Source organism: Bradyrhizobium sp. 141, assembly GCF_023074055.1.
Taxonomy (GTDB): domain Bacteria; phylum Pseudomonadota; class Alphaproteobacteria; order Rhizobiales; family Xanthobacteraceae; genus Bradyrhizobium.
This window is the reverse complement of the sequence record NZ_JADPKR010000026.1, coordinates 239,013-263,258: the sequence shown is the minus strand read 5'-3', so window position 1 is coordinate 263,258 and position 24,246 is coordinate 239,013. Positions and strand designations below refer to the sequence as shown.

The 24,246-nt window shown below is 65.4% G+C and carries 23 protein-coding genes and 1 tRNA gene; 13 read left to right on the top strand and 11 right to left on the bottom strand.

All coding sequences use genetic code 11. The features are described 5' to 3' along the window. Nucleotides 1–33 precede the first annotated feature (33 nt). The 7 genes from IVA81_RS09860 to IVA81_RS09830 are packed head-to-tail and all read left to right on the top strand — an operon-like array spanning nt 34 to nt 6,254. Nucleotides 34–1,284, top strand: a complete 1,251-nt coding sequence (locus IVA81_RS09860; RefSeq protein WP_247315229.1) for an ABC transporter substrate-binding protein — start codon at nt 34–36, stop codon at nt 1,282–1,284. A 35-nt stretch (nt 1,285–1,319) separates the two neighbouring features. Then, nucleotides 1,320–2,555, top strand: coding sequence for an ABC transporter substrate-binding protein (locus IVA81_RS09855; RefSeq protein ID WP_247315227.1), 1,236 nt, complete (start codon nt 1,320–1,322; stop codon nt 2,553–2,555). A gap of 29 nt (nt 2,556–2,584) precedes the next feature. Then, a complete protein-coding gene (locus tag IVA81_RS09850) occupies nt 2,585–2,965 on the top strand; it encodes a carboxymuconolactone decarboxylase family protein (RefSeq protein ID WP_097658866.1) in 381 nt (126 codons plus the stop codon). 15 nt (nt 2,966–2,980) lie between these two features. Then, nucleotides 2,981–3,751 (top strand): SDR family oxidoreductase, encoded by a 771-nt coding sequence (locus IVA81_RS09845; RefSeq protein WP_247315206.1) that lies wholly within the window; start codon nt 2,981–2,983, stop codon nt 3,749–3,751. A 24-nt stretch (nt 3,752–3,775) separates the two neighbouring features. Beyond that, the gene (locus IVA81_RS09840; protein WP_247315203.1) at nt 3,776–4,516 is read left to right on the top strand and encodes an SDR family oxidoreductase; all 741 of its coding nucleotides are present in this window, start codon (nt 3,776–3,778) and stop codon (nt 4,514–4,516) included. A gap of 23 nt (nt 4,517–4,539) precedes the next feature. After that, nucleotides 4,540–5,256, top strand: coding sequence for a GntR family transcriptional regulator (locus tag IVA81_RS09835; protein WP_247315200.1), 717 nt, complete (start codon nt 4,540–4,542; stop codon nt 5,254–5,256). A gap of 23 nt (nt 5,257–5,279) precedes the next feature. Further along, complete coding sequence (locus IVA81_RS09830; protein WP_247315198.1) at nt 5,280–6,254, top strand: tripartite tricarboxylate transporter substrate-binding protein; 975 nt, start codon at nt 5,280–5,282, stop codon at nt 6,252–6,254. 129 nt (nt 6,255–6,383) lie between these two features. Here IVA81_RS09830 and IVA81_RS09825 read toward each other — a convergent pair. Next, a tRNA-Leu gene (locus tag IVA81_RS09825) sits at nt 6,384–6,468 on the bottom strand. Between the two features lie 182 nt (nt 6,469–6,650). After that, entirely contained in the window at nt 6,651–6,893 is a 243-nt protein-coding gene (locus tag IVA81_RS09820; RefSeq protein ID WP_018647371.1) for a FliM/FliN family flagellar motor switch protein, read from the bottom strand. Between the two features lie 67 nt (nt 6,894–6,960). On the opposite strand from IVA81_RS09820, the gene lipB reads away from it, so the two are divergent. Continuing rightward, nucleotides 6,961–7,710 (top strand): lipoyl(octanoyl) transferase LipB, encoded by a 750-nt coding sequence (lipB, locus tag IVA81_RS09815; protein ID WP_247315195.1) that lies wholly within the window; start codon nt 6,961–6,963, stop codon nt 7,708–7,710. Nucleotides 7,711–7,839: 129 nt separating this feature from the next. Here the strand turns inward: lipB and IVA81_RS09810 are convergent, their stop codons facing one another. Then, nucleotides 7,840–8,262, bottom strand: a complete 423-nt coding sequence (locus tag IVA81_RS09810; RefSeq protein ID WP_247315175.1) for a 4-oxalocrotonate tautomerase family protein — start codon at nt 8,260–8,262, stop codon at nt 7,840–7,842. A 112-nt stretch (nt 8,263–8,374) separates the two neighbouring features. On the opposite strand from IVA81_RS09810, the gene IVA81_RS09805 reads away from it, so the two are divergent. Beyond that, entirely contained in the window at nt 8,375–9,229 is an 855-nt protein-coding gene (locus IVA81_RS09805) for a LysR family transcriptional regulator (RefSeq protein ID WP_247315162.1), read from the top strand. Between the two features lie 4 nt (nt 9,230–9,233). Here the strand turns inward: IVA81_RS09805 and IVA81_RS09800 are convergent, their stop codons facing one another. Genes IVA81_RS09800 through IVA81_RS09790 form a run of 3 tightly spaced genes read right to left on the bottom strand, consistent with a single transcriptional unit; the run spans nt 9,234 to nt 11,907 of the window. After that, the gene (locus tag IVA81_RS09800; protein WP_247315160.1) at nt 9,234–10,670 is read right to left on the bottom strand and encodes a TIGR01777 family oxidoreductase; all 1,437 of its coding nucleotides are present in this window, start codon (nt 10,668–10,670) and stop codon (nt 9,234–9,236) included. Continuing rightward, on the bottom strand, nt 10,667–11,332 hold the full coding sequence (locus tag IVA81_RS09795) for a DUF4166 domain-containing protein (RefSeq protein ID WP_247315159.1): 666 nt from the start codon (nt 11,330–11,332) through the stop codon (nt 10,667–10,669). The genes IVA81_RS09800 and IVA81_RS09795 overlap by 4 nt, the downstream gene beginning before the upstream one ends. A 17-nt stretch (nt 11,333–11,349) precedes the next feature. Continuing rightward, entirely contained in the window at nt 11,350–11,907 is a 558-nt protein-coding gene (locus IVA81_RS09790; protein WP_246929627.1) for a MarR family transcriptional regulator, read from the bottom strand. Between the two features lie 144 nt (nt 11,908–12,051). Here IVA81_RS09790 and IVA81_RS09785 point away from each other — a divergent pair, with 144 nt between their 5' ends. Continuing rightward, nucleotides 12,052–13,572, top strand: a complete 1,521-nt coding sequence (locus IVA81_RS09785; RefSeq protein ID WP_247315156.1) for a PAS domain-containing sensor histidine kinase — start codon at nt 12,052–12,054, stop codon at nt 13,570–13,572. Nucleotides 13,573–13,746: 174 nt separating this feature from the next. On the opposite strand, the gene IVA81_RS09780 is transcribed toward IVA81_RS09785, so the two are convergent. The 4 genes from IVA81_RS09780 to IVA81_RS09765 all read right to left on the bottom strand — a co-directional run bounded on the left by IVA81_RS09780 (nt 13,747) and on the right by IVA81_RS09765 (nt 18,348). Continuing rightward, nucleotides 13,747–14,046, bottom strand: a complete 300-nt coding sequence (locus IVA81_RS09780; RefSeq protein ID WP_247315153.1) for an acylphosphatase — start codon at nt 14,044–14,046, stop codon at nt 13,747–13,749. Beyond that, on the bottom strand, nt 14,043–14,909 hold the full coding sequence (locus IVA81_RS09775; RefSeq protein ID WP_247315151.1) for an isocitrate lyase/PEP mutase family protein: 867 nt from the start codon (nt 14,907–14,909) through the stop codon (nt 14,043–14,045). Before IVA81_RS09775 ends, IVA81_RS09780 begins: the two co-directional genes overlap by 4 nt. 166 nt (nt 14,910–15,075) lie before the next feature. Further along, entirely contained in the window at nt 15,076–17,091 is a 2,016-nt protein-coding gene (locus IVA81_RS09770) for an acetyl/propionyl/methylcrotonyl-CoA carboxylase subunit alpha (RefSeq protein ID WP_247315147.1), read from the bottom strand. A 165-nt stretch (nt 17,092–17,256) separates the two neighbouring features. Beyond that, the gene (locus tag IVA81_RS09765) at nt 17,257–18,348 is read right to left on the bottom strand and encodes a putative zinc-binding peptidase (protein ID WP_247315144.1); all 1,092 of its coding nucleotides are present in this window, start codon (nt 18,346–18,348) and stop codon (nt 17,257–17,259) included. Between the two features lie 222 nt (nt 18,349–18,570). Between IVA81_RS09765 and IVA81_RS09760 the strand changes: the two genes are divergently transcribed. The 3 genes from IVA81_RS09760 (at nt 18,571) to IVA81_RS09750 (ending at nt 22,808) form a co-directional block, all read left to right on the top strand. Then, the gene (locus IVA81_RS09760; RefSeq protein WP_247315141.1) at nt 18,571–21,048 is read left to right on the top strand and encodes a PAS domain S-box protein; all 2,478 of its coding nucleotides are present in this window, start codon (nt 18,571–18,573) and stop codon (nt 21,046–21,048) included. Nucleotides 21,049–21,214: 166 nt separating this feature from the next. Next, nucleotides 21,215–22,474: an arsenic transporter gene (locus tag IVA81_RS09755; RefSeq protein ID WP_247315140.1), complete on the top strand. Its 1,260-nt coding sequence runs from the start codon at nt 21,215–21,217 to the stop codon at nt 22,472–22,474. Between the two features lie 97 nt (nt 22,475–22,571). Then, on the top strand, nt 22,572–22,808 hold the full coding sequence (locus tag IVA81_RS09750; RefSeq protein ID WP_247315137.1) for a hypothetical protein: 237 nt from the start codon (nt 22,572–22,574) through the stop codon (nt 22,806–22,808). A 52-nt stretch (nt 22,809–22,860) separates the two neighbouring features. Here IVA81_RS09750 and IVA81_RS09745 read toward each other — a convergent pair whose 3' ends face one another. Further along, nucleotides 22,861–24,225 (bottom strand): MFS transporter, encoded by a 1,365-nt coding sequence (locus IVA81_RS09745; RefSeq protein WP_247315136.1) that lies wholly within the window; start codon nt 24,223–24,225, stop codon nt 22,861–22,863. Nucleotides 24,226–24,246: the final 21 nt, after the last annotated feature.

The window sequence follows — 24,246 nt, the reverse complement described above, 5'->3', positions numbered from 1 at the left end:
GACCATAAAAACAAAGACCAGGGAGCAGACAAAATGAACAAGACATCAAAGGGCGGGATATCGACGGGCCTGACGCGCCGGACCGTGCTGTCGGGCGCCGCCGCCGTCGGCCTCGCCGGCGTGGCGCGCGCGCAGGCCCCTGGCGAGATCAAGGTCGGCCTGATCGTGCCACTGTCGGGCATCTACACCCGCCCCGGCCAGGTGATGAAGATGGGCGCCGAGATGGGCATCGAGCACATCAACTCGCAAGGCGGCATCAAGGCGCTCGGCGGCGCCAAGCTGAAACTCGTCGTGATCGACTGCGGCGACACCACCGAGAAGGCCAAGAACGCAGCACAGCGCATGGTGGCGCAGGAGCCCGACCTCGTCGCCGCCACCGGCTCCTACCTCTCCTCCTTCACGCTCGCGGTCACCGAGGTGACCGAGCGCGCCGAACTGCCGGTGCTGACGCTATCCTATTCCGACCTTTTGACCGACCGCGGCTTCAAATACATCTTCCAGACCGCGGCGACCGCGAGCCGCCAGTCCGAACTCGGCCTGCCGACGCTGATGAAGCTCGCCGAGAATGCCTCGGGCAAGAAGCCCAAGACCGTGGCGATGCTGATGGACAACACCGCGACGTCCGTGGCCACGGCCAAGGCGCTCAAGGAAAAGCTGCTCGCGCAGGAAGGCCTCCAGCTCGTGGTCGAGGAGGTCTGGACCCCGCCGCTATCGGATGCGACGCCGCTGATCCAGAAGGTTCGCTCGGCCAAGCCCGATCTGCTGCTGTTCATGCCCAATGCGGTGTCGGACGCCAAGCTCGGCCTCGAGAAGATCAGCGAGTTCGGCCTCGGCCAGGGCAAGATTCCGACGGTGTCCTTCAGCATCACCATTGCCGAGCCCGACATGCTGCAGAGCGTGAGCCCGGAGACGGTGCAAGGCATCATGACCATCGTCGCCAACTGGGGCTCGAAGGGCCACGAGGCCCTGATCGCCGAGCTCAAGGCCAAATACAAGGAGCCCTGGATGACGCAAAACGTCATCTCGACCTATGGCGACATGTGGCTGATGAAGGAAGCGCTGGAGAAGGCCGGCAAGGCCGAACGCAACGCGGTCGCGCAGGCCTTCCGCACCATGGATGCCGGCCCCTCCAAATATTATCCGGGCGGCCAGCTCAAATTCGACGAGAAAGGCCGCAGAGTCGGCGCCGGCGTCGTCATCGTGCAATGGCAATCGGGCGTGCCTGTCACCGTTTATCCGCCCGAGCTCGCGCAGGCGCAGCCGTTCTGGCCGAAGAAATCCTGACAGCGTCGCGCAATTTTTCAGGGAGGAGAATTGTCATGACTGCAAACAGCAAGTTCACGATCTCGCGGCGAACATTGCTTGCCGGCGCCTCCGGCACGCTGATCGCATCCCGCGCCTGGGGCCAACAGCCTGCCGAGGTCAAAGTCGGCCTGCTGGTGCCGATCTCCGGCCTCTATGCCCGTCCGGGAACAGTGATGCGCGAAGGCGCCGAGATGGCGATCGATCACATCAACGCGCAAGGCGGCATCAAGGCGCTCGGCGGCGCCAAGATGAAGCTCGTCGTGCTCGATTCCGGCGACACCACCGAGAAGGCCAAGAACGCGGCGCAGCGCATGGTGGCGCAGGAGACCGATCTCGTCGCGGCCAGCGGCGCCTATCTGTCCTCGTTCACCCTCGCGGTAACGGAGGTGACCGAGCGCGCGAACCTGCCCATGCTCACCCTCTCCTACTCCGACCTGATCACCGAGCGCGGATTCAAGTACGTGTTCCAGACCGCGGCCACCGCCGGTTCGCAGGCACGGCAAGCGCTGCCCCAGATCGTCAAGCTGGCGGAGACGACCTCAGGCAAGCGGCCGAAGACGGTCGCGATCCTGACCGACAACACGGGGGCCTCGATCGCCTCCGCCAAGGCGATGCGCGAGGGCCTGCTGGCGGAGAACCAGCTGCAGCTGATCGTCGACGAGACGTTCACACCGCCGCTGGCCGACGCAACCTCGCTGGTGCAGAAGATCCGCTCGGCCAAGCCCGACCTGCTGTTCTTCCTGCCGACCGTGATCTCGGATGCCAAGCTGCTGCTGGAGAAGATGAACGAGTTCGGCCTCGGCCAGGGCAAAATTCCGACGATCTCGTTCGGCATCGCGATCGCCGAGCCGGACATGCTGCAGACCGTCAGCCCCGAGCTGCTCCAGGGCGTCTTGACCTGCGTCGCAAGCTGGGGCGCCAAGGGCCATGAGGCCCTGATCGCCGAATTGAAGACCCGCTACAAGGAGCCGTGGATGACGCAGAACGCGATCTCCACCTATGGCGACATGTGGGTGATCAAGGACGCGCTGGAGAAGGCCGGCAAGGCCGATCGCGTCGCCGTCGGCGAAGCGCTGCGCACCATGGATGGCGGCCCCTCGAAATATTACCCGCTGGGCGAGATCAAGTTCGACGAGAAAGGCCGCCGCGTCGGCGCCGGCATGACCATCGTGCAGTGGCAATCCGGTGTGCCGGTGACGGTGTTCCCGCCCGAACTGGCGCTGGCAAAACCGTTCTGGCCCAAGAGCTGATACCGCCCGAACAAGAAACGGAGAACAAGATGGACAAGGCGACCTACGACCGCGGCCTCGAAATTCGCAAAAGCGTGCTCGGCAACGAGTTCGTCGACAAGGCGATCGCCTCCGCGGACGAGTTCAACCGCCCGATGCAGGACCTCACCACCGAGTATTGCTGGGGTTACGTCTGGGGCCGCGAGGGCCTGACACGAAAGACCCGCAGCTTCCTCAATCTGGCGATGCTCTGCGCGCTCAACCGTCCGCACGAGCTGAAGACGCACGTCCGCGGCGCGCTCGCCAATGGCGCGACCCGGGAGGAAATCCGCGAAGTCTTCATGCAGGTCGCGATCTATTGCGGCGTGCCGGCCGGCGTGGACGCGTTCCGGAACGCGAAGGAAGTCTTCGCCGAGCTCGACAAGACATAGCGGAGCGTGGCTGCAATGAAGGGCAAATGGGCGCTCGTGACCGGTGCGACCGCAGGCCTTGGCCTCGCCGTGGCGGAAGGCCTGGCCGGCGCGGGCGCCAACATTGTCCTGCACGACCTCGCTCAGCCGAAACAGGTTGCGGATGAGCTTCGCGCCCGCTTCAGCGTCGAGGTCGTCGCAGCCGGCGTCGATCTGTCCCGACGCGAGGCGATCGAGGCCATGATGGCGGACCTGCTCGACCGCTGCGGCGCCATCGACATCCTCGTCAACAACGCGGTCACCAGGCATTTTTCAGCAATCGAGCAGTTTCCGCCGGATCGCTGGGACGAGGCGCTCGCCGTGAACCTGTCGGCGCCGTTCCACCTCATCCGCCTGGCGCTGCCGGCGATGAAGCAGCGCGGCTGGGGCCGGATCATCAACATGGGGTCGATCTATTCGACCCGCGCGGTCGAGGACCGCATCGACTACGTCACCACCAAGACGGCAATTCTCGGCATGACCCGCGCTGTGGCCATCGAGACCGCCCGCAGCGGCATCACCTGCAACACGCTCTGCCCCGGCACGCTGCCGACGCCGGCTATCCTGAACAAGATCGCGACGATGGCATCGAACAGCGGCCGTCCCGTCGCGGACGTCACGAGCGAATATCTCGGTGAGCGCCAGCCGACGCAGCGTTTCATCGAATTGGATGCCGTCGCCGGCATGGTCGTCTTTCTCTGTGGCCCCGCCGCAAACGACATCACCGGCGCCAGCCTGCCGATCGACGGCGGCTGGTCGGTCGCATGAGAGCATTGGAATGGGAGTGCTGCGATGACTGAACCATCGGGCCAGACCGTCGTGCTGACGGGTGCCGCCGGCGGCATGGGACGCGCCATCACCAAGGCGCTGCTGGACAGCGGCCGCCGCGTCGTGCTGGTCGACCGCGACGCCAAGGCTCTTCAGGAGCTGGCAGCTGCGGCAGGCAACGCGGTGTTTCCGATCCAGCTCGACGTCAGCGATGCAAACGCCGTCGATCGCCTGCCCGATGCCATTCCCGCTCATTTCAAGCCGGTCGACGTTCTCATCAACAATGCCGGCCACGACATCGGCGGCCGGACGCGCTTCGACATTGGTTCCGCGGACGACTGGTCCAACATCATCCAGACCAATCTGATCGGCCTGATGCGTGTCACGCGTGCGATCCTGCCGGGCATGGTCCAGCGCAACGCCGGTCATGTCGTCAACATCAGCTCCATCAACGCGGTCCGGATCGTGCCTGACATGGCCGCCTACAGCACCAGCAAGGCGGGCGTGCACATGTTCACCGAGACCCTCCGGGGCGAGCTCGCGGAAACCGCAATCCGGGTGACCGAGCTGCAGCCCGGCCTGACCCGGACCAACATCATCCTGACCCGCTACCGCGGCGATCAGCAGAAGGAAAAGGACTATTTCGACCAGTTCAGGATGGCGCTGGATCCGGCCGATATCGCCCGCTCGATCGTCTTCGCTCTCGACCAGCCCGCCCACGTTCAAATTGCCGAAATGATGATTCTGCCTGTAAATCGATATTGAATCATTCCAACCAAGGCCCGGACATGGAAAGACGTCGCGAATTGCAGTCGACACTCCGCATCGAGGACGTCCCGACCGTCCGGGCGATGGTGGCGCAAAAGCTGCGCGCGGCGATCATGTCGGGAACGCTGAAGCCGGGCCAGCGCCTGGTCGAGCGCGAGCTCTGCGAGATGATGGGCGTCAGCCGCCCCTCGATCCGCGAAGCGCTGCGTGCGCTCGAAGCCGACGGGCTGGTCAACATGGTCCCGCACCGCGGCCCCGTGGTTTCCACGATCAGCCTCGAAGAGGCCCGGCAGCTCTACGCCGCACGCGCGGTGCTCGAAGGCTTCGCCGGCCGCGAATGCGCCAGGCTGCATGACCCGGAAGTGGCACGCCGAATCGGGGACGCCCTGACACGCCTGAAGGCCGCGGCGGCCAAACAGGATCTCATCGGGTGTCTTGAGGCCAAGACCGACTTTTACGCCGCGCTGATCGGTGGCTGCCGCAATGCCTTCATCGAGCGCGCGCTCAAGCCGCTCCACGACCGGATCCAGCTGTTGCGGATCACCTCGATGTCGCAGCCGAAGCGGATCAACAAGAGCCTTCGCGAGGTCACGGCGATCTGGCGCGCGATCCAGAACGGCGATGCAGACCTCGCCGAGCGTTGTTGCGTCGACCACATCAATGCGGCTGCGGTGGCCGCGCTCGACATGATCGAAAAATCGTCGGCGGCCAAGGAGGCGGCGCCTTCCGACGACTAAGAAATGCCGCCAGGGAGTGTTCGATGAAGTTTCTCGTACGATCGCTGATCCTGTTCCTCCTGCTCTGCCCTCGCGACGCGGCGATCGCGGACGACTACCCCGCCCGCCCGGTCACGGTCATCGTGCCGTTCTCCGCCGGCGGCCCCGGCGACGTCATCGCCCGCATCCTCGGCAGCGCCATGAGCGCGACGCTGAAACAGTCCATCGTGATCGAGAATGTCGTCGGAGCCGGCGGCACGCTCGGCACCAACCGCGTCGCCAAGGCCGCCCCCGATGGTTACACGGTCCTCCTGATGCATGTCGGTCAAGCCACCGCGCCCGCCCTTTACGCCAAGCTGCCGTTCGACCCGGTCGGCGATTTCGCCCCGATCGGGCTCGTCACCGACGTCCCGATGATCCTCGTGGCGCGACCGAACTTTCCGGCCAAGGATCTTCGCGATCTGGTGGCGACCATTCGCAACGCCGGCGACAAGATCACCTTCGGCAATGTCGGTCTCGGCTCGGCCTCGCAGCTCTGCGGCCTGATGTTCATGAGCGCCACCGATACCAAGCTCACCCCGATCTACTACAAGGGCGGCGGACCGGCGCTGAACGACGTCATCGCCGGCCATATCGACGTCTATTGCGATCCCGCGACCGGACCCACGCCCTATATCCAGGCGAACACGATCAAGGGCTACGCGATCACCAGCAAGACGCGCGTGGCGACGTTGCCCGGCGTGCCGACCTCGACGGAAGCCGGCGTTCCCGCGTTCGACGTGACGACGTGGTATGGTCTCTACGCGCCGAAGGGGACACCGAAACCCGTGATCGACCATCTCGTGGGCGCGCTGCAAACGGCGCTGAAGGATCCCGCCCTGATCAGCCGGTTTGCCGAGCTCAGCATGGCCCCGGTCGAGCCCCAGCGTGCGACGCCGGAAGCGCTCGAGGCGTTCCTGAAAGCCGAGATCGGCAAATGGGGACGGATCATCAAAGCCGCCGGAATCGAGCCGCAATAGGCTTGCGCCGATGCGACTGGCGAGCTTTCGCTAGGTCGCACAAATCCAGTGCGGCGGAATCGACCGCAACGACGCAATCCCGGGGATTTCGTCTGGAAAACTCAATGATTTCAATGAAAGAAAGAGCCTTGGTGCGCTCGGAGGGACTCGAACCCCCACGATTTTACTCACTGCCACCTCAAGGCAGCGCGTCTACCAGTTCCGCCACGAGCGCTTTGGGGATGCCGGCTTGAGGCTTGAGGGCCGGCCGGATCAACGGCGCCGATCTAACAAATCCATCAGAGGGGTACAAGCCTGCAAAGGCCCTGAATTCCACAAGCTTTGCAGGAAAGTTCGGGCCCCTCACCCGAATCGGCCTTGGCCCGGTGCCCGGGCCGCTACCGCTTGCCCAGGCCGCTACCTCGTGCCCGGTGAACGCGGCAGCATCTGCTTGACCTCGACCGCGATCCGGTTGCGGTCGACCAGGACGACGCCGGAAGCGACCGGCAGATTATTGGCCAAAACCTTGACCTCGTCGGCCTCGGTTGCGTCCAGCTCGATGATGGCGCCGCGGGAAAGACGTAACACTTGATGGATCGGCATGGTGGTCGTTCCGAGGACGACCATGAGATCCACGGTAACTTTATCGAGGGTGGGCACTGTCAGGACCGCCGCAACTTGAGACTGGCATTTGCTCCCGAGATGATCACCACGTTATGGTTAGCCAATGGTTAATTCGCCTCAAAACCCCCGCCAAAACCAGCGTCAAGAGCTCGATTTGACGTCGTTCTCCGCCGCAGGCGGCGAACCGGTGGAGTGGCGAATCTCGGACACGCCGGTGCCCTATGCCGAGGCGGTGGCCGCCATGGAAGCCCGGGTCGCCGCCATTGCGGCCGGCGAAGCCGCGGAGCTGGTCTGGCTGCTCGAACACCCCTCGCTCTACACCTCCGGCACCTCGGGCAAGGCCACCGACCTGCTCGATCCCCGATTCCCGATCTTCGCCACCGGACGGGGCGGTCAGCTCACCTATCACGGGCCGGGCCAGCGGGTGGCCTATGTCATGCTGGACCTCAAGCGCCGGCGGCCGGACGTCCGGGCCTATGTCGCGAGCCTGGAGGAGCTGATTCTGCGCACGCTCGCCGCCTTCAACGTCCGCGGCGAGCGGCGCGAGGACCGGGTCGGCGTCTGGGTCAAGCGGCCCGACAAGGGTGCGGACCACGAGGACAAGATCGCGGCGATCGGCGTGCGGCTGAAGCGCTGGGTCTCGTTCCATGGCATCGCGATCAATGTCGAGCCTGAGCTATCGCATTTCGCCGGCATCGTGCCGTGCGGCGTCACCGATGCCCGCTACGGCGTCACCTCGCTGGTCGATCTCGGCCAGCTCGTGACCATGGCCGATGTCGACGTCGCGCTCCGGCAGGCCTTCGAAGAGCTGTTCGGGCCGACCCGCGCGCTGCTGCCCGAAGTGGCCGCCTGACGTCTTCCTGTTGGAGACGCACGCCCGCGTTCTCAAGGGCTGATCGTCGTCTTCATTTCGCAGATCGACCGACGACCGCGCGCCATCGGCCCGGCCGCGGGTGAGATGGCTCACCCGCGGCCAGTTGCCTTATGCCGCCTTCAGCGCAACCTCGAGCTTGCCGGCGATGTAGCGGCGCTCCTGGGTCAGGCCGCCAAAACCGTAGGCGTCGCCCTTGACCTCGTCGACGTGCAGGTACGTCTCGGGATGCAGCGGGCCCAGAATTTCGGCCATGCGCTGGAACATCGCGGCGAGATAGGCTGCCTTCTCGTCCTTGGTGTTGGTGCCTTCGCTGACATGGATGTCGATCCAGTAGCTGGCGAGCCCCTGCTCGGCGAGCGACCTGCCGCCGGCGAACCAGTCATCGGCCTCCACCGACTTGACGATGATGGCGGTCACCTTCGGATCCTTGTGCAGGATGTTTGCGGTGAGCTCGGACACCGCGTTCGCGATGTCGGCCTTCAGGGTCGGCGACTGGCGGGAGGTGGTGTAGGACACGGTGATCAGGGGCATGGTGGCTCTCCTCAAGATGCTGCGCCGGTTAGCGCGGCGTTGGTGAGAAACTAGACCTCCGCTCATCATTTTGGTATCTTATCTATGTTGATATCAATGATAAGTATTCATAATGACGCCGACGCTCGACATCGCCACCATCAAAGCCTTCCTGCTGGTCGCCGACCTCCAGAGCTTTACCCGTGCCGCCGAAGCGCTGGGCACGACGCAGGCCGCGGTCAGTCTCAAGCTGCAACGGCTGGAGACGTTGCTGGGAAAACGCCTCGTCGAGCGCTCGCCGCGCGCGGTCCGGCTCACCGCCGACGGCGCCGGCTTCCTCGATCGCGCCCGCGCGCTGATCGCGGCGCATGACCGCGCTCTTTCGGGCGAGGTTTCAGCCGCACAGTCACTCTCGCTCGGCATCTCCGATCACGCCGCGGGCCCCGAACTGGTGCCGCTGCTCGAGCGGCTGCATGCAATGTCAGCAAATCTCACCCTCGCCGTCACCATCGGCTTCTCGCGCGAAATGCAGGATGCCTATGACGCGGGCCAGCTCGATGCGGTGATCGTCCGCCAAGAAGGCAGCCGGCGCGGCGGCGAGAAGCTGACCGAGGACGAGTTCGGCTGGTTCGCAGCACGGCGTTTCACCCTGCCGAAAGGTGAGGCGCTGCCGCTTGCGACGCTCGCCCCACCCTGCGGCGTCCGCGCCGTCGCGGCGCGCGCACTCGACAAGGCCGGCATCGCCTGGCGCGAGCGCTTCGTCGGCGGCGGCGTCACGGCGGTGGTCGCCGCAGCACTTGCCGGACTTGCGATTGCGCCGCTAGCGCGGCGGATCGCGCCGCCCGGGCTGGTCGACATCGGGCCCGCGCACAAGCTGCCAAAGCTCGGCAGCTCGAAGGTGATGCTGCATTCGAAGGTCAGCGATCCCGCGAAGCTTGCTGCGCTGCGTGCGGTGGCGGCGACGTTTCGAAGTGTAGCCGCCACCTGAAGTCTCACAAAATCGCCTCGAACGCGCTGCGCAGCGTCTCGTGCCGAAAGACAAAACCGCGGCTCAGCGCCTTGTTGGGCAGCACGCGCTGGCCGCCGAGCAGGAGTTCGTCGGCAAAGCCGCCGCCGACCCGGCGCAGCAGGCCGCCGGGGATACGAAACACCGCCGGCCGGTGCAGTCGGCGGCCGAGCTCCTCGGTGAACTTGGCGTTGGTCACCGGGATTGGTGCGGTGGCGTTGACGGGGCCGGCGAGATCGGGCGTTGCCATCACATAGGCGATCAGCCGGATCAGATCGTCGCGCTCGATCCAGGACATCCACTGCCGCCCGGTGCCGAGCGGGCCGCCAAGGCCGAACTCGAACGGCGTCAGCATGCGCGTGATGAAGCCGCCTTCCGTGCCGAGCACGAGGCCGATGCGCAAACAGACCACGCGCACGCCGAGCTCCTCGGCCGGCCGCGCCGCCGTCTCCCAGGCCGCGCAGAGTTCGTGGCTGAAGCAGGCGTGCGACTTCGCCGACTCGGTCAGCACCTGGTCGGCCCACAGGCCATACCAGCCGATCGCGGAACCGCTGACCAGCACCTCGGGCTTGCGCTCGAGCCGCGCGATCAGCTTGACGATTTCGCCGGTCATGTCGATGCGCGAGCCGATGATCTTCGCGCGCTTCGCCTCGGTCCAGAGGCCATTGCCGATCGGCTCGCCCGCGAGATTGACGATGGCGTCGATCCTCGTGTCTGACGCAAGCTGATCGAGGCTCGTGATCAGCGTGACCGGTGGTGGCAGCATCTCGGCCTTGGCGGGGTTGCGGATCAGCGCGATGACATGATGCCCTGCCCCGCTGAGGCTCGCGGCGAGCCGGCTGCCGATGAAGCCGGTGGCGCCTGATATCAGCACGGTCTTGCGGCCGGGCAGCCTTTCGACGAGCCCGTCTGCGGGCACGCTTCGCATGCGGCCGAGCCGGCGCATCGCCGCAAAATCCCTGATACCGCAGAGCGCCGCGCCAACGGCGCAGGCCGTCGCGGCGATGCTGAGCAGGCCCTGATAGACGACCATCACGCCGAACGGCTGCATCGCCCAGTCGATCAGTACCGGCAGCAGCAGGACGAGAATGGCACCATAGTTGATCGCGAGCAGCGTGTGATTGATGCGTTCGCTCGGCGGCAGCTTCCGGCTCAGATCCTCCTCGACGAAATCCATCAGCGTGATCACGATCTCGGCGATCAGCACCGCGACGATCAGGAGTGCCAGCACGCCGTAGACTTCCAGCCAGCCGAGCAGCAGGAACAGCAGCGCATAGAGCATGTTGCGGATGCTGTGCAGCTTCAGCTCGAAGCGTTGCGATGGTCGCCACGCCAGGCGCTCGGTGAATTCGTGATGGTAGAAGGTGTCGAACACGCCCATCGCGATCTGGATGGCGATGAGCGTCCACAACAGCTGTGTCATGACACGGCCTCCCTGAAGGTGGCGGACTGGTGGATCAGCGCGCCGTAACGCGGATGAATGACATCGAGGGTGAAGCGGAACGCGCCCTCGCCGAGGTCGCGGTGCGTCACCGTGAGATCGCCCGGCGTGAGCCAGCGCGGCAACGGGATCCACAGGCGTCCAAGCTGAAGCCCATAACCAGCGCTGCGAAAGGTCAGCGCCTGGTCCTCGACCGCGATGCGGAGCGCCATCGAAACGCCGAAGCCGACATATTCTTCGAGCCCGGTCGGACCGGCAAACCGCTTGGCGGAATGGATCACTTGCGGAAAGCCACGCTTGCGCGCGCAGATGCGCGTCCAGGTCTGACCGCCAGTTGCGGCATCCTCGGTAACAGTCACGATCATCGGCACGCCGGTGTCACGGCCGGTCGGCAGCGGCCCGCCGATCACGCGTGCGGCCTGTGCGACCCACCAGCCAATGTCGCTGAAGCAGATTTCGTCGACCACGCCGACATAGACGACGCTGTCGCCATCGGCGACGCGCTTGGAGAAGCGCCGCCAGGTCGCGAGCGGCAGGCGGCCCCAATCCTCGTCCGACAGCAGCGCGCGGAACCGGCGATCGTCGAGCAGTCTGGTATGAGCGGAGGTCGATGCGTTGCAGCCTGATAATCTTGCCGACGTCATCGTACCCTCCTCCGAGGCTATTTGGTCTTGCCCAGCGGCAGCAGGTTGGCGATCTTCTCGCCAAGCCGCATCAAGGCGACCAGCCGCGGCCGCGGCACCTTCAGCATCTGCATGAACCAGTGGTCGGCGAGCTCGGTGAAGGCCAGCATTTCCTTCAGCCGCTTGCTCGCGACCGGATTGATGGCCGGATCGCCGGCGGCGTCGGATACGCACGCCCTGAGCGCCGCGATCGCCGGATCGAGCTCCCGCTCCTTGCGCCGCGCCGCGATTCTGGCCGCGACCTCCCAGATGTCGGTCTCGGCCTCATAATGGTCGCGGCGATCACCAAGGATCGGCACCCGCCGGATCAGATTCCAGGCGAGCAGCTCCTTCAGCGAGTTGGAGACGTTGGAGCGCGCCATGCCGAGCGTGTCGGCGATATCCTCGGCGGTCATCGGCGCTTCGGCCAGGTAGAGCAGCCCGTGGATCTGGCTGACCGAGCGATTGACGCCCCACTCATCCCCCATGTCGCCCCAATGCAGGATGAAGCGCTCGACGGCGACGGGGAGTTTCTTCTTTCCGGTTATTTCTGTCATGACAGAAATATCTGACAATACCGTTCCCCTGTCAAGTGGGCGCCGATCCATATACGACGCGGGGATATCTGCCTAAAAATGTCCCAAGTTCAGGGAACCATCCGCCATCTGTGGCGTTTGCTCCGGTCGACGCAGGGTCCGGGAATGGTGAAAAAGTTCAGTCAACAGAGAGACTTGTTCGAGAGCGAACGCAGTTTCCGGCTGTTGGTTGAGGGAGTTGCTGACTACGCGCTCTACATGCTCGATCCCAACGGGATCATCACCAGCTGGAACATCGGCGGCGAGCGCATCAAGGGCTATCCACCCGAGGAGATCCTCGGCCAGCATTTCTCCCGCTTCTACACCGAAACCGACCGCGCCAACGGCAAGCCGGCCCGTGCGCTCGGCATCGCCAGGGAAAAGGGCCGCTACGAGGAGGAAGGCTGGCGCGTTCGCAGGGACGGCACCTTCTTCTGGGCCAGCGTCGTGATCGATCCGATCTACGAGGACGGCGAACTGGTCGGATTCGCCAAGATCACGCGCGACATCACCGAACGCCGCAATACGCAGATCAAGCTCGAGGCGATGCAGAAGCAGCTCGCCGAGTCCCAGAAGTTCGACGCGCTCGGACAACTCACCGGCGGGGTCGCCCACGACTTCAACAACCTCCTGATGATCATCAGCGGCAGCCTCCACATGCTGAAGCGAGGGGCCGACGACGCGGCCAAGCTTCAGCGCGCGATCTCCGCCATCGAGACCGCCACCAAGCGCGGCGCGGCGCTGACCAACCAGCTCCTCACCTTCGCGCGGCGGCAGAGCGTCAATCCGCAGGCGATCGATTTCGCCGAACGCATCACGGCGATTCGCGAGGTGCTCGATGCCGGCGTCGGCAGCTCCGTGCGCCTGGCCTTCGACACCGACCGCGACGTCTGGCCGATCAAGGCCGACGTCTCCGAACTCGAGACCGCGCTGCTCAACCTCGTCATCAATGCCCGCGACGCGATGCCCGACGGCGGCACGGTGACGATCAGCGCGCGCAACGTCGTGCTGGCCGAGGCGTCCCTCGCCGGCGATTTCGTCGCGATCGACGTCACCGATACCGGGCTCGGCATTCCCGGTGACGTTCTCGACAAGATCTTCGAGCCGTTCTTCACGACCAAGCCGATCGGAAAGGGCACGGGCCTCGGCCTGTCTCAGGTGCACGGCTTCGCGCACCAGGCCGGCGGCACGGTAAGTGTCGCAAGCGAACTCGGCAAGGGCACGACATTCACCATCCTGCTGCCGCGCGGAGAAGACGTGCCATCGTCCGACGCGACGGGGGAGCCGGCGTTCCAAGGCAGCGGCACGGTGTTGCTGGTGGAGGACAATCCGGACGTCGCCCTCGTCAGCATCGGCCTGCTGGAGCAGCTCGGCTACCACGTGCGCCGGGTCGCCGATGCCGAAGCCGCCCTGCGCGAGATTGAGAACAACGGCGTCGACTTCGTGTTCTCGGACATCGTCATGCCCGGCAAGATGGACGGCCTCACCCTCGCCCATCATCTCCGCCAGATCCGCCCCGGCCTGCCGATCCTGCTCGCCACCGGCTACAGCGAGGTCGCCGCCGGCGTGCGCGGGGATTTCCCGATCCTGCGCAAGCCCTATGAGATCCATGAGCTGAGCGAAGCGATCGCCAAGCTGCCAAGGTGAGGTTCTCAAGAGGTGAACACTCGTAGGGTGGGCAAAGCGGAGCGTGCCCACCATCTCACCACGATCGCGCAAGTCATGGTGGGCACGGCGCAAGGGCGCCTTTGCCCACCCTACAAGACTGCCTTCGGCGCCTGCTTCACCGCCGCGGCCGGCGACGGCGCGCAGACAACGCGCCTACACCGTCGGCAGCACCGAGAACTTCTCCCCTGCCCTGCGCAGGTCCAGTTCGTCGACGCTCGCAGTCTCGCTGGTGACACTGTCGACGCGCGAGGATGGCGGGCCGTGGCGGCAGAGCGCGACCATGTCGGCGACGTGCATCGGCGGGCCGGCGAACAGCGCTTCCACGCCGCCGTCGCGGCGGTTGCGGACCCAGCCTTCGAGGCCGCTCGTTGTCGCCTGGTGCTCGACCCAGGCCCGATAGCCGACGCCCTGCACGCGCCCGCGGATCATGACCTGGAGAATCGCCCGGCTCATTTTTTCAATCCGAGGACGTCGGCGCTGCGCGCCCTAGCATCGGCCTCGCGGATGACGCGGGCCGTCAGCTCCGACGATGCGAGCCCCTTGAGGCTTTTCGGCGGCGTACCCTCAGCGAGCGCCCTCAGCGTCGCGTAGACGGCCTGCGTCGCGGCTGCGAACGGCGCATGTCCCTGGAGCGCGATGCGTACGCGCTGACTCGCGAGGTAGTCGATCGCGTTCAGCTCTTCCGGCGCGCCGCCGAGCACGATCGGCAGGCGCGTCGCAGCGGTGACCGCCTCGAGCTCGGCGCGCGACTTGATGCCGGTGAAGAACAGCGCATCGACACCGGCGGCTTCATATGCCTTGGCGCGGCGGATCGCGTCCTCGATCGAGGTGATCGAAGCAGCTCCCGTGCGGCCCATGATGACCAGCGAGCCATCGCTGCGGCCGCCAAGCGCGGCCTTCATCTTGCCGACGCCCTCCTCGAGCGAGATCAGTTGCGTCTTCGCCTCGCCAAAGGCGGCCGGCAGCAGCGTGTCCTCGATGGTGAGACCGGCGGCGCCCGCCGCCTCCAGCTCCTGCACGGTGCGGCGCACATTGAGCGCATTGCCATAGCCGTGATCGGCATCGACCAGCACCGGCAGCGCGGAGGCGCGCGACATCCGCCGCATCTGCTCGGCGAGTTCGGTGAGCGTGATCAGGGTGATGTCGGGGTCGCCAAGCACCGCGAGCGAGGCGACCGAACCGCCGAACATGCCGAGCGGAAAGCCGAGGTCCTCGGCGATGCGGATCGAGATGGCGTCGTACACCGAGCCGGGATGGACACAAGTTGCGCCCGACAGGACGAAGCGCAGTTTTTCGCGGCGGGAACGAAAGGCCATGGTGCTGTCTCGATTAGGTCACGGGGCCCGCAGCATACTCCGTCATTGCGAGCGAAGCGAAGCAATCCAGGAATGCATCCGCGGAGACAGACTGGATTGCTTCGTCGCGAAGGGCTCCTCGCAATGACGGCGTTGGTGGGACCTTCGGAAGGCCCCCTCGCGCGCTTTACGCAAACTCCAAAATCAGCGCATCTACCGCAAGCGTTGCCCCCGCGCTGGCGTGGACTTTCTTCACGGTGCCGTCCTGCTCGGCGCGAAGCACGTTCTGCATCTTCATGGCTTCGACCACCGCGAGCGTCTCGCCGGCCTTGACCTCCTGTCCCTCGGTCACCGCGATCGAGACCACGAGACCGGGCATCGGACAGAGCAGTTTCTTGCCGCTGTCGGAGGCCGTCGTCACCGGCATCAGGCGGGCGGAGGTTGCTTCCGTCTCGGTCCAGACATAGACCGGCACCTCGACGCCCTGATGCGCCAGACGAATGCCATTGGGAATCGGCCGCGTCTGCACCGCGACGAAATGGCCGTCGATGGTGCCCTGCCAGACCGGATCGCCCGGCTTCCACGGCGATTGCAGCAGATGCGCATTGCCGGCCTTGCCGGCGGCATCGACGAAACGCACCGCGATCGCCTCACCCTCACGGCCGACCTCGAGCTGGATCTCCTGGCGGTCGAGCCAGACCGCGCGGCGCCGCTCGCGCTGCACGACGCGGCCGCCCATCTGGCCGGAGATCTGCCGCTTGCGCTCCCCGAGCACGTGATCGATGGCGGCGCCGACCGCGGCGATCCGCCGCGCGACCTCGCCTTCGGGCACGCGCACCGCAAAGCCCTTGGGAAATTCCTCGGCGATGAAACCGGTCGAGAGCCGCCCCTCGCGCCAGCGCGGATGATGCATCAGCGCCGAGAGGAACGGGATGTTGTGGCGGATGCCGTCGACATAGAACGAATCCAGCGCGGTCGCTTGCGCCTCGATCGCGGCCGCGCGCGAGGGCGCATGCGTGACCAGCTTGGCGATCATCGGATCGTAATGGATCGAGATCTCGCCGCCCTCCTGCACGCCGGTGTCGTTGCGGATGGTGATGCCGTCCTGGCTGGCTTCCGCCGGCGGACGATATTTTACCAGACGCCCGATCGAGGGCAGGAAGTTGCGGAACGGGTCTTCGGCATAGAGGCGCGATTCCACCGCCCAGCCCGTCAGCGTGACGTCCTTCTGCGCCAGCGCGAGCTTCTCGCCGGCGGCAACGCGGATCATCTGCTCGACGAGGTCGATGCCGGTGACGAGCTCGGTGACGGGATGCTCGACCTGGAGGCGCGTGTTCATCTCCAGGAAATAGAAGCTCTTGTCTTGTCCGGCGACGAACTCGACGGTGCCGGCGGAGTCGTAATTCACGGCTTTCGCGAGCGCGACCGCCTGCTCGCCCATCTTGCGGCGGGTGGCCTCGTCGAGGAGCGGCGATGGCGCCTCCTCGATGACCTTCTGGTTGCGGCGCTGGATCGAGCATTCGCGCTCGCCGAGATAGATGACGTTGCCGTGCTTGTCGCCCAGCACCTGGATCTCGATGTGGCGGGGATCGACGATGAACTTCTCGACAAAGACGCGGTCGTCGCCGAACGAGGCCTTGGCCTCGGCCTTGGCGAGGTTGAAGCCTTCCGCGACCTCGGAGGTCGAATGCGCGATGCGCATGCCCTTGCCGCCGCCGCCGGCGGAAGCCTTGATCATCACGGGGTAGCCGATCTCGTCGGCGATCTTGACGGCGTGCCTGTCATCCTCGATGACCCCGAGATAGCCGGGCACGGTCGAGACCTTGGCCTTGGCCGCCGCCTTCTTCGACTCGATCTTGTCGCCCATCGCCGCAATCGCGCCCGGGTTCGGGCCGATGAAGACGATGCCGGCCGCCTCCAGCGCGCGCGGAAACGCCTCGCGCTCGGATAGGAAGCCGTAGCCGGGATGCACGGCCTCAGCGCCCGTCTTGCGGCAGGCCTCCACGATCTTCTCGATCACCAGATAGCTCTCGGCCGCCGCGGGCGGTCCGATCAGCACGGCCTCGTCGGCCATCTCGACATGGAGGGCGTCGCGATCGGCCTCGGAATAGACCGCAACCGTCTGAATTCCCATCTTGCGGGCAGTCTTGATGACCCGGCAGGCGATTTCGCCGCGATTGGCGATCAGGATGCGTTTGAACATGCTTTTCTTGAGTCTCGACCTTGGGCGGGACCCTTCCCTGGCCGTTGGGGCCTATGAGGGACGGGCCGTGTGGCTTCCGTGGTACATCAAAATGGGCCGGAGGCAACGGTCTAAATCCGGCCCGCTCTGGCGTACCAGCGCAAGACCAAACGGGCTTGGCAAACCCTAGGGACGTCCTGCAGCGTCCTGGGCCTTCCTGGCCTTGGCCACGTCCCGGACCAGGCCGTGAATGAAGCCGAGCTTGCCGACCACCGCGGGCGACAGGATGAAGGGATAGAGGTCGCGCAGGCCCATGGCGCGGTTGACGCTGTTCATGGCGAAGGTGAAGGGCAGCCATGCGCCAACCAGCGCCTCGACGTCCCTTGCCTCGTAGGGGTTGAAGCGGATGCGCGCCGTCAACTCTCCGTCGCGGTCGACCTTGGGGCGCACCTCCATGCCGAACTCGCCGGCCATCTCCAGAGCATCCACGATGTGGAGATAGTGCGCCCAGGTCTCGGCGAAGTCTTCCCAGGGATGGGTCGTGGCATAGGCCGAGACGTAATTCTGCAGCCAGTCCGGCGGCGGGCCTTCGGCATAGTGGCGCTGCAAGGCCTGGCCGTAATCGGCGGAATCATCACCGAATACCGCGCGGCATTCATCGAGCTTGCCGCCGCCCTGCACCAGCACGTCCCAGAAATAGTGCCCGACCTCGTGGCGGAAATGTCCGAGCAGCGTGCGGTAGGGCTCGCCCATCTCGAGCCTGCGCCGCTCGCGCACGATGGCATCGGCCTCGGTGAGCGCAATCGTGATCAGGCCGTTGTCGTGGCCGGTCAGGATCTTCTCTCCGCTGTTCGGATCGTCGGCGAGGAAATTGAAGATCAGGCCATGCTCGGGGTCGTCTTGCCGGGTCTGGAGCGGCAGCTTCCAGCGGATCAGGGAATAGAACAGACGGTGTTTTGCCACCTCCAGCTCGCGCCAGCCGGCAAGCTGGGCGGGGTCGGACAAATCCGGGACGATGCCGTTGTGGCGGCAGGCGCGGCAATAGCCGTTGCCCTCGCCTGGATCCGTCAGCCAGTTGCAGGAATCGTACTCGGCATTCCGGCACAGCATCCGGCTTTCGCCCTTGCCCGCCAGTGTCCTCCAGGCCTCTTCGTCAGACTCGATCGCCGACATCGTCTCCTTCTCGGGGAGGAAGGCGACCCGATGACCGCAGCGTTCGCAGGCACGGTTCTCGAAATAGAGGACGTTGCCGCAGGCCTGGCAGACAAAGAGCTTCAAGTTTTAGCCTCTTCGGAAAGGAGTCTGACGAATGAGAGTCGTGGCGCCTCGCGAAGACGCATCCGCAGCTGCATCGTTCCAACTTCAGGAACAAAATGCCAGACCCGGGGTTGCCTGACTGCACTTTCCGCACGTCCCGGCTCGGCACCGGCCCTTCCAGACAGTCTATTTCCTCTAAACAATGGCCATCACGCTCCGTCTGTGTGAATATCGGTCCGGCACGTGCGCAACCGCATGACAACGGCCGACGCCTTGAACGATCCCTTGCCCGAAACCATCGCCGCCGAAAGGCTGCGCCAGCACCTCGAAGACGTCGCGCGCGAGCGCGACAACGCCTATCGCGCGCTCCAGGAGCGCGAGGCCGAGCTCGCGCGCATCCAGCGCATCGGTAAGGTCGGCGGCGTCGAGGTCGACTTTCGCGAAGGATTCAAGAACCGCCGCTCGCCCGAATATCTGATGATTCATGGCCTGCCGCTCGAGGCCGCCGACGAGTCACATGAGGATTGGGTCAATCGCCTCCATCCTGAGGATCGCGAAGCGACGGTCAAGCATTTCTTCGAGGCTCTCGCCGGCACGAGCGAAGACTACACCGCCGAATACCGCATCATCCGCCCCAATGACGGCGAGACCCGCTGGATCCGAGTCGTCGCCAAGATCGAGCGCGACAAGGACGGCCGCGCCATCCGCCTCGTCGGCGCCCATATCGACATCACCGGCCAGATGCTCGCGCGCGAGACCCTGCGCGAGAGCGAGGATCGCTTCCGGCTGATCGCCGACAGCGCGCCGGTGCCGATCTGGGTGACCAAGCTCGATCGCAAGCGGTCCTTCGCCAACCAGGCCTATGTCGACTTCGTTGGCCTGCCCTATGATCAGGCCATCGACTTCGACTGGCGCAAGGTGCTGCATCCGGACGACCTGCCGCACGTGCTCCAGCAATCCGTGCAAGGCGAAGCGTCACTCAAACCCTTCGTGCTGGAAGCGCGTTACAAGAACGCCAGCGGCGAATGGCGCTGGCTGCGCTCGGAATCGCAGCCACGCTGGGACCCGACCGGCAAGCATATCGGCTTCATCGGCGTTGCCCACGACGTCACCGTCGCCAAGCAGGCCGAGATCGAGCTCAGGCGGCTCAACGAGACGCTGGAAGAACGCATCGCCGAGCGCACCGCCGAGCTCGAATTCAACGAGGCCCGGCTGCGCGCGATCCTGGAAACCAGCAACCAGTATCAGGGCCTGGTCAATCTCAGGGGCGAGCTGCTCTACGCCAACAGAACCACACTCGACGGCATCAAGGCCAGCTCTGCAGATGTGATCGGAAAGCCGTTGTGGGAGACCCCCTGGTTCAGCGCGACGGAAGGCATGAGTGCGCTGGTGCAGGACGCCTTCCACACCGTGCTCAAGGGCGAAGCTGTGCGGCTTGAGATGCGGCTGCGCCTTCCCGTCGGCGAGCGTGATTTCGACTTCGGCATGCGCCCGGTGCTCGACCGCCACGGCAACATCACAGGCGCCGTGCCCGAGGCCGTCGACATCACCGAGCGCCGCCGCGGCGAGGAAGCATTGCGGCAGTCGCAGAAGATGGAGGCGATCGGCCAGCTCACCGGCGGTGTCGCGCACGATTTCAACAACCTCCTCACCATCATCCGCTCGGCCACCGACTTCCTGCGCCGGCGCGAGCTGCCGGAAGAGCGCCGCCGCCGCTATGTCGATGCCATCTCCGAGACGGTCGAGCGCGCCTCCAAGCTGACCGCGCAGCTTCTGGCGTTCGCGCGCCGGCAGCCGCTGAAACCCCAGATCTTCAACGTCGGCAGCCAGGTCGAGGGCGTCGCGCAATTGGTCCGGCCGCTGGTCGGCGGCCGCATCGAGATCGTCGTCGAGATCGACGATGCCGACTGCTTCACCGTCGCCGACATCGCCCAGTTCGAGACCGCGCTCATCAACCTCGCCATCAACGCCCGCGACGCCATGGACGGCGAAGGCCGCCTCACCATCGCCGTGCGCAACGTCTCTGGCATTCCAAGCCTGCGCGCGCAATCGGCGCGCGGCGGCGACTATGTCGCAATCTCGGTCTCGGATACCGGCAGCGGCATCGCGCCGGACCATCTCGACTCCATCTTCGAGCCGTTCTTCACCACCAAGGAGGTCGGCAAGGGCACCGGCCTCGGCCTCAGCCAGGCCTTCGGCTTCGCAAAGCAGTCCGAGGGCGACATCGCGGTGACGAGCACGCAAGGCAAAGGCGCGACCTTCACCATCTATTTGCCCCAGGCGCAGAGCCCCACCGCCGAGAAGGAAGCCGCGGCGCTGACCCACGAGGCTGCGACCACCGGGCGCGGCTACCGCGTGCTCGTGGTCGAGGACAATGACGATGTCGGCCAGTTCTCGACCGAGCTTCTGGAAGATCTCGGCTATGTCGTCCGCCGCGTCGCCAACGCCAACGCGGCGCTCGCGATCCTCGGCGAGAACGAATTCGCCGTCGACCTCGTGTTCTCCGACGTCATCATGCCCGGCATGAACGGCGTCGAGCTCGCCGGCATCATCCGCGAGCGCTATCCGGGCCTGCCCGTGGTGCTCACCTCCGGTTACAGCAACGTGCTCGCCGAAAACGCGCATCGCGGGTTCGAGCTGATCCAGAAACCGTATTCGGTGGAATCGCTGTCGCGGATTCTGCGCAAGGCGATCACGGAGAAGCTGTCACTGACGCGGTGATCGTTATGGGTGCTGGAGGCTACCCCAAACTCCGTCGTTACGAGCGAAGCGAAGCAATCCAGAATCTTTCCGCAGAAGCAGTCTGGATTACTTGGCGGTAGTGAATTTTTGAGGCTGGCGGCCCCGTTCCGGGCACGGTAGTCAGGAACGGATTCTGGAGATCCACTTGCCGACCCCGCCGTCTGACGCCATCTGGGCCTGGAGCATCATTGTCGTCGCGACCGCTTGCGTCATCATCCGTCCCTTTCGCCTGCCCGAGGCGGTCTGGGCCGTGATCGGTGCGAGCACCCTGGTGCTATCAGGCTTGCTGCCATGGCGGGACGCGCTCACCGGCATCGAAAAAGGCGTCGACGTCTACCTCTTCCTGATCGGCATGATGCTGATCGCCGAGCTGGCGCGGCTCGAGGGCCTGTTCGACTATCTCGCCGCGCTCGCGGTGGAATATGCTGACGGCTCGCCGCAGCGGCTGTTCCTGCTGATCTATCTCGTCGGCACGCTCGTGACGGTGCTGCTCTCCAACGATGCCACCGCGATCGTGCTGACGCCGGCCGTCTATGCCGCGACGCGCGCGGCCGGCGCAAAACCGCTGCCCTATCTGTTCGTCTGCGCTTTCATTGCGAATGCCGCAAGCTTCGTGCTGCCGATCTCCAACCCCGCCAATCTCGTCGTGTTCGGCGCCCGCATGCCCGAGCTCACCGAATGGCTGCGCCTGTTCGCCCTGCCCTCGGCGGCCTCGATCCTGCTGACCTATATCGTGCTGCGCCTGACCCAGCACCGGGCGCTGAAAGAGGAGACGATCGCGCGCAGCGTGCCGCATCCCAAGCTCGGCCGCGGCGGCAAGCTGACGGCCATCGGCATCGTCGCGATCGGCGTCGTGCTGGTCACAGCGTCGGCGCTGGACAAGCAACTGGGCCTGCCGACCTTCATCTGCGGCGGCGTGACGGCCGCGATCGTGCTGCTGCTCAGCCGGCAATCGCCATTGCCGGTGCTGCGCGGCGTGTCCTGGAGCGTGCTGCCGCTGGTCGGCGGGCTGTTCGTCATGGTGGAGGCGCTGATCAAGACCGGCGTGATCGCGCAGCTCAGCGCGCTGCTGCATCAGGCGGTGGCGCAATCGGTCCCGCAGGCGGCCTGGAGCGTGGGCATCGCCACCGCAATCGCCACGAATATCGCCAACAACCTTCCCGTCGGCCTCGTCGCCGGCTCGGTCGCCGCCAACGATCATTTGCCCGCCCCGGTCGTCAGCGCCATCCTGATCGGCGTCGATCTCGGCCCCAATCTGTCGGTGACAGGATCGCTCGCCACCATCCTCTGGCTGGTCGCGCTCCGCCGGGAGAAGATCGAGGTCGGCGCCTGGCCGTTCCTCAAGCTCGGCCTGCTGGTCACGCCGCCCGCCCTGGTCGCGGCGCTGGCAGCTGCGATCCGATAAACGCAAGCTCTTTGCGGCGTATCAATGTCGCCGCTGAGGCCGGAGCTATCCTTCAACTTGTCGCGCGGCCTCTTAGGGCGCGGCAAGGAGGTTCATCATGCAGATCCAGTCAAAGGCATTGCCGCAGAGCTTTTCCCTGCGTCGCGCGTTTCAGAGCTTCACCGCGCCGAGCCAGGGCGGGGCGGAAAGGTCCCACCCACTGCTCCTCGTCTCGGCCGTGGTGCTGCTGACCCTGTTCGCGATCGTGGAGATCGACCTGCACAGCGCCCAGCTCCAGGCGATTGGCCTGCTCGGCCATGGCGTCGGGATTGATCCCGTCTTCCTGAGCCCGTAGCCCCGTCGGGATCCGATCGCGGCGATGACGCCGCGACCGGGCCCGCGCGTCGTCAGTCGTTCTCGTAGCCGTAGACTTCCGGCAGGATGAAGATTGCGGCGAGCAATCCGATCAGCGGGAAGATCGCCACCATCAGCGTGGCATTCGCCTGCCCGATCGCGGCGAACACCGTCGGGAACAGGAAGATCGCCAGGAACGACGGCAGCTTCACGAACATGTAGGCGAAGCCGCTGGCGGTGCCGCGATATTTCGGCTTGGCGACCATGGTCGGGATCGTCATGCAATTCGACGCGTCCCAATAATGGCCCCACAGCATCGCGGCGGCCGCGAACGGCAGCAGGATCTTGTTGTCGGTGTAGAGCGCGAAGGCCGCGACCAGCAGCGCGGCCAGCACGATCGAGAAGCCCGCGATCGAGATGCCGCGGTGGCCGATCTTCGGCGTCAGCAGCGGACCGACCCAGCCCGACAGGGCGGCGAAGGAGAACAGCGCCATCGTCACCAGATTGATGCCGAGCACGCTCGACACGCCGACCATCACGAACAGCACCGGCAGATAGAACGCGAAAGTCGAGAATTCGCTGGCTTGCGCGAAGCAGGCGATCCAGCCGTACACCGTGGCGCGCCAGCGAATCGGATCCTTCCTGAGGTCGGCGAGGAAGGCGCGGGTCGAGACCTTCGGCACCTCGACGTCCCGGTCCGGCAGCATGTCGAGATTGTCATTGAACATCTCGCGCGCGACCTGCTTGGCCTCGCGGTAGCGTCCCTTCTGCACCAGCCAGACAGCGGTCTCAGGCACGTCGTGGCGCATGATCAGAATGATCAGCGCCGGCAGCGCGCCGAGACCGAGCGTCACGCGCCACAGCATCTCGTGCTGCATGTCGATCAGCAGGAAGATCACGATGACGCCGATGGTGAGGACTTCGCCGACGGCGAACATGAACTGCCAGCGGTTGCCCATAACCTCGCGCTCACCCTTGGCCATGGATTCCATGATGTAGGTGTAGCCGGTCGAGATGTCCGAGCCGAGCGGGATGCCCAGCAGGAAGCGGATCACGACGAGCCAGAACACATCGGGCACGAAGGCCTGAGCCAGCGCCAGCACGATGAACAGCACCATCGTCGCCAGGAACATGACGCGGCGGCCGATCTTGTCGGACAGCCAGCCGCCGAGCAGCGCGCCGATCAGGGCGCCTCCTTGCGTGCCCGCCGCGGCCAGGCCCAGCATCAGCGGATCGGGATTGTATTGCTCCTTGATGAAGATCAGCACGAAGGCGATCGAATAGAGGTCCCAGGCTTCGACCAGGATCGAGGCCATCATCAGCCAGCCGACCTTGTTGCCCTTGGGGCTGTAGTTCGTGATGAGGTAGCGGACCGCGGCTTCGCTCGCGGTCGGTTTTGGCATCACCATCGTTGACATGTCTGGTCTTCTCCCTAGAAC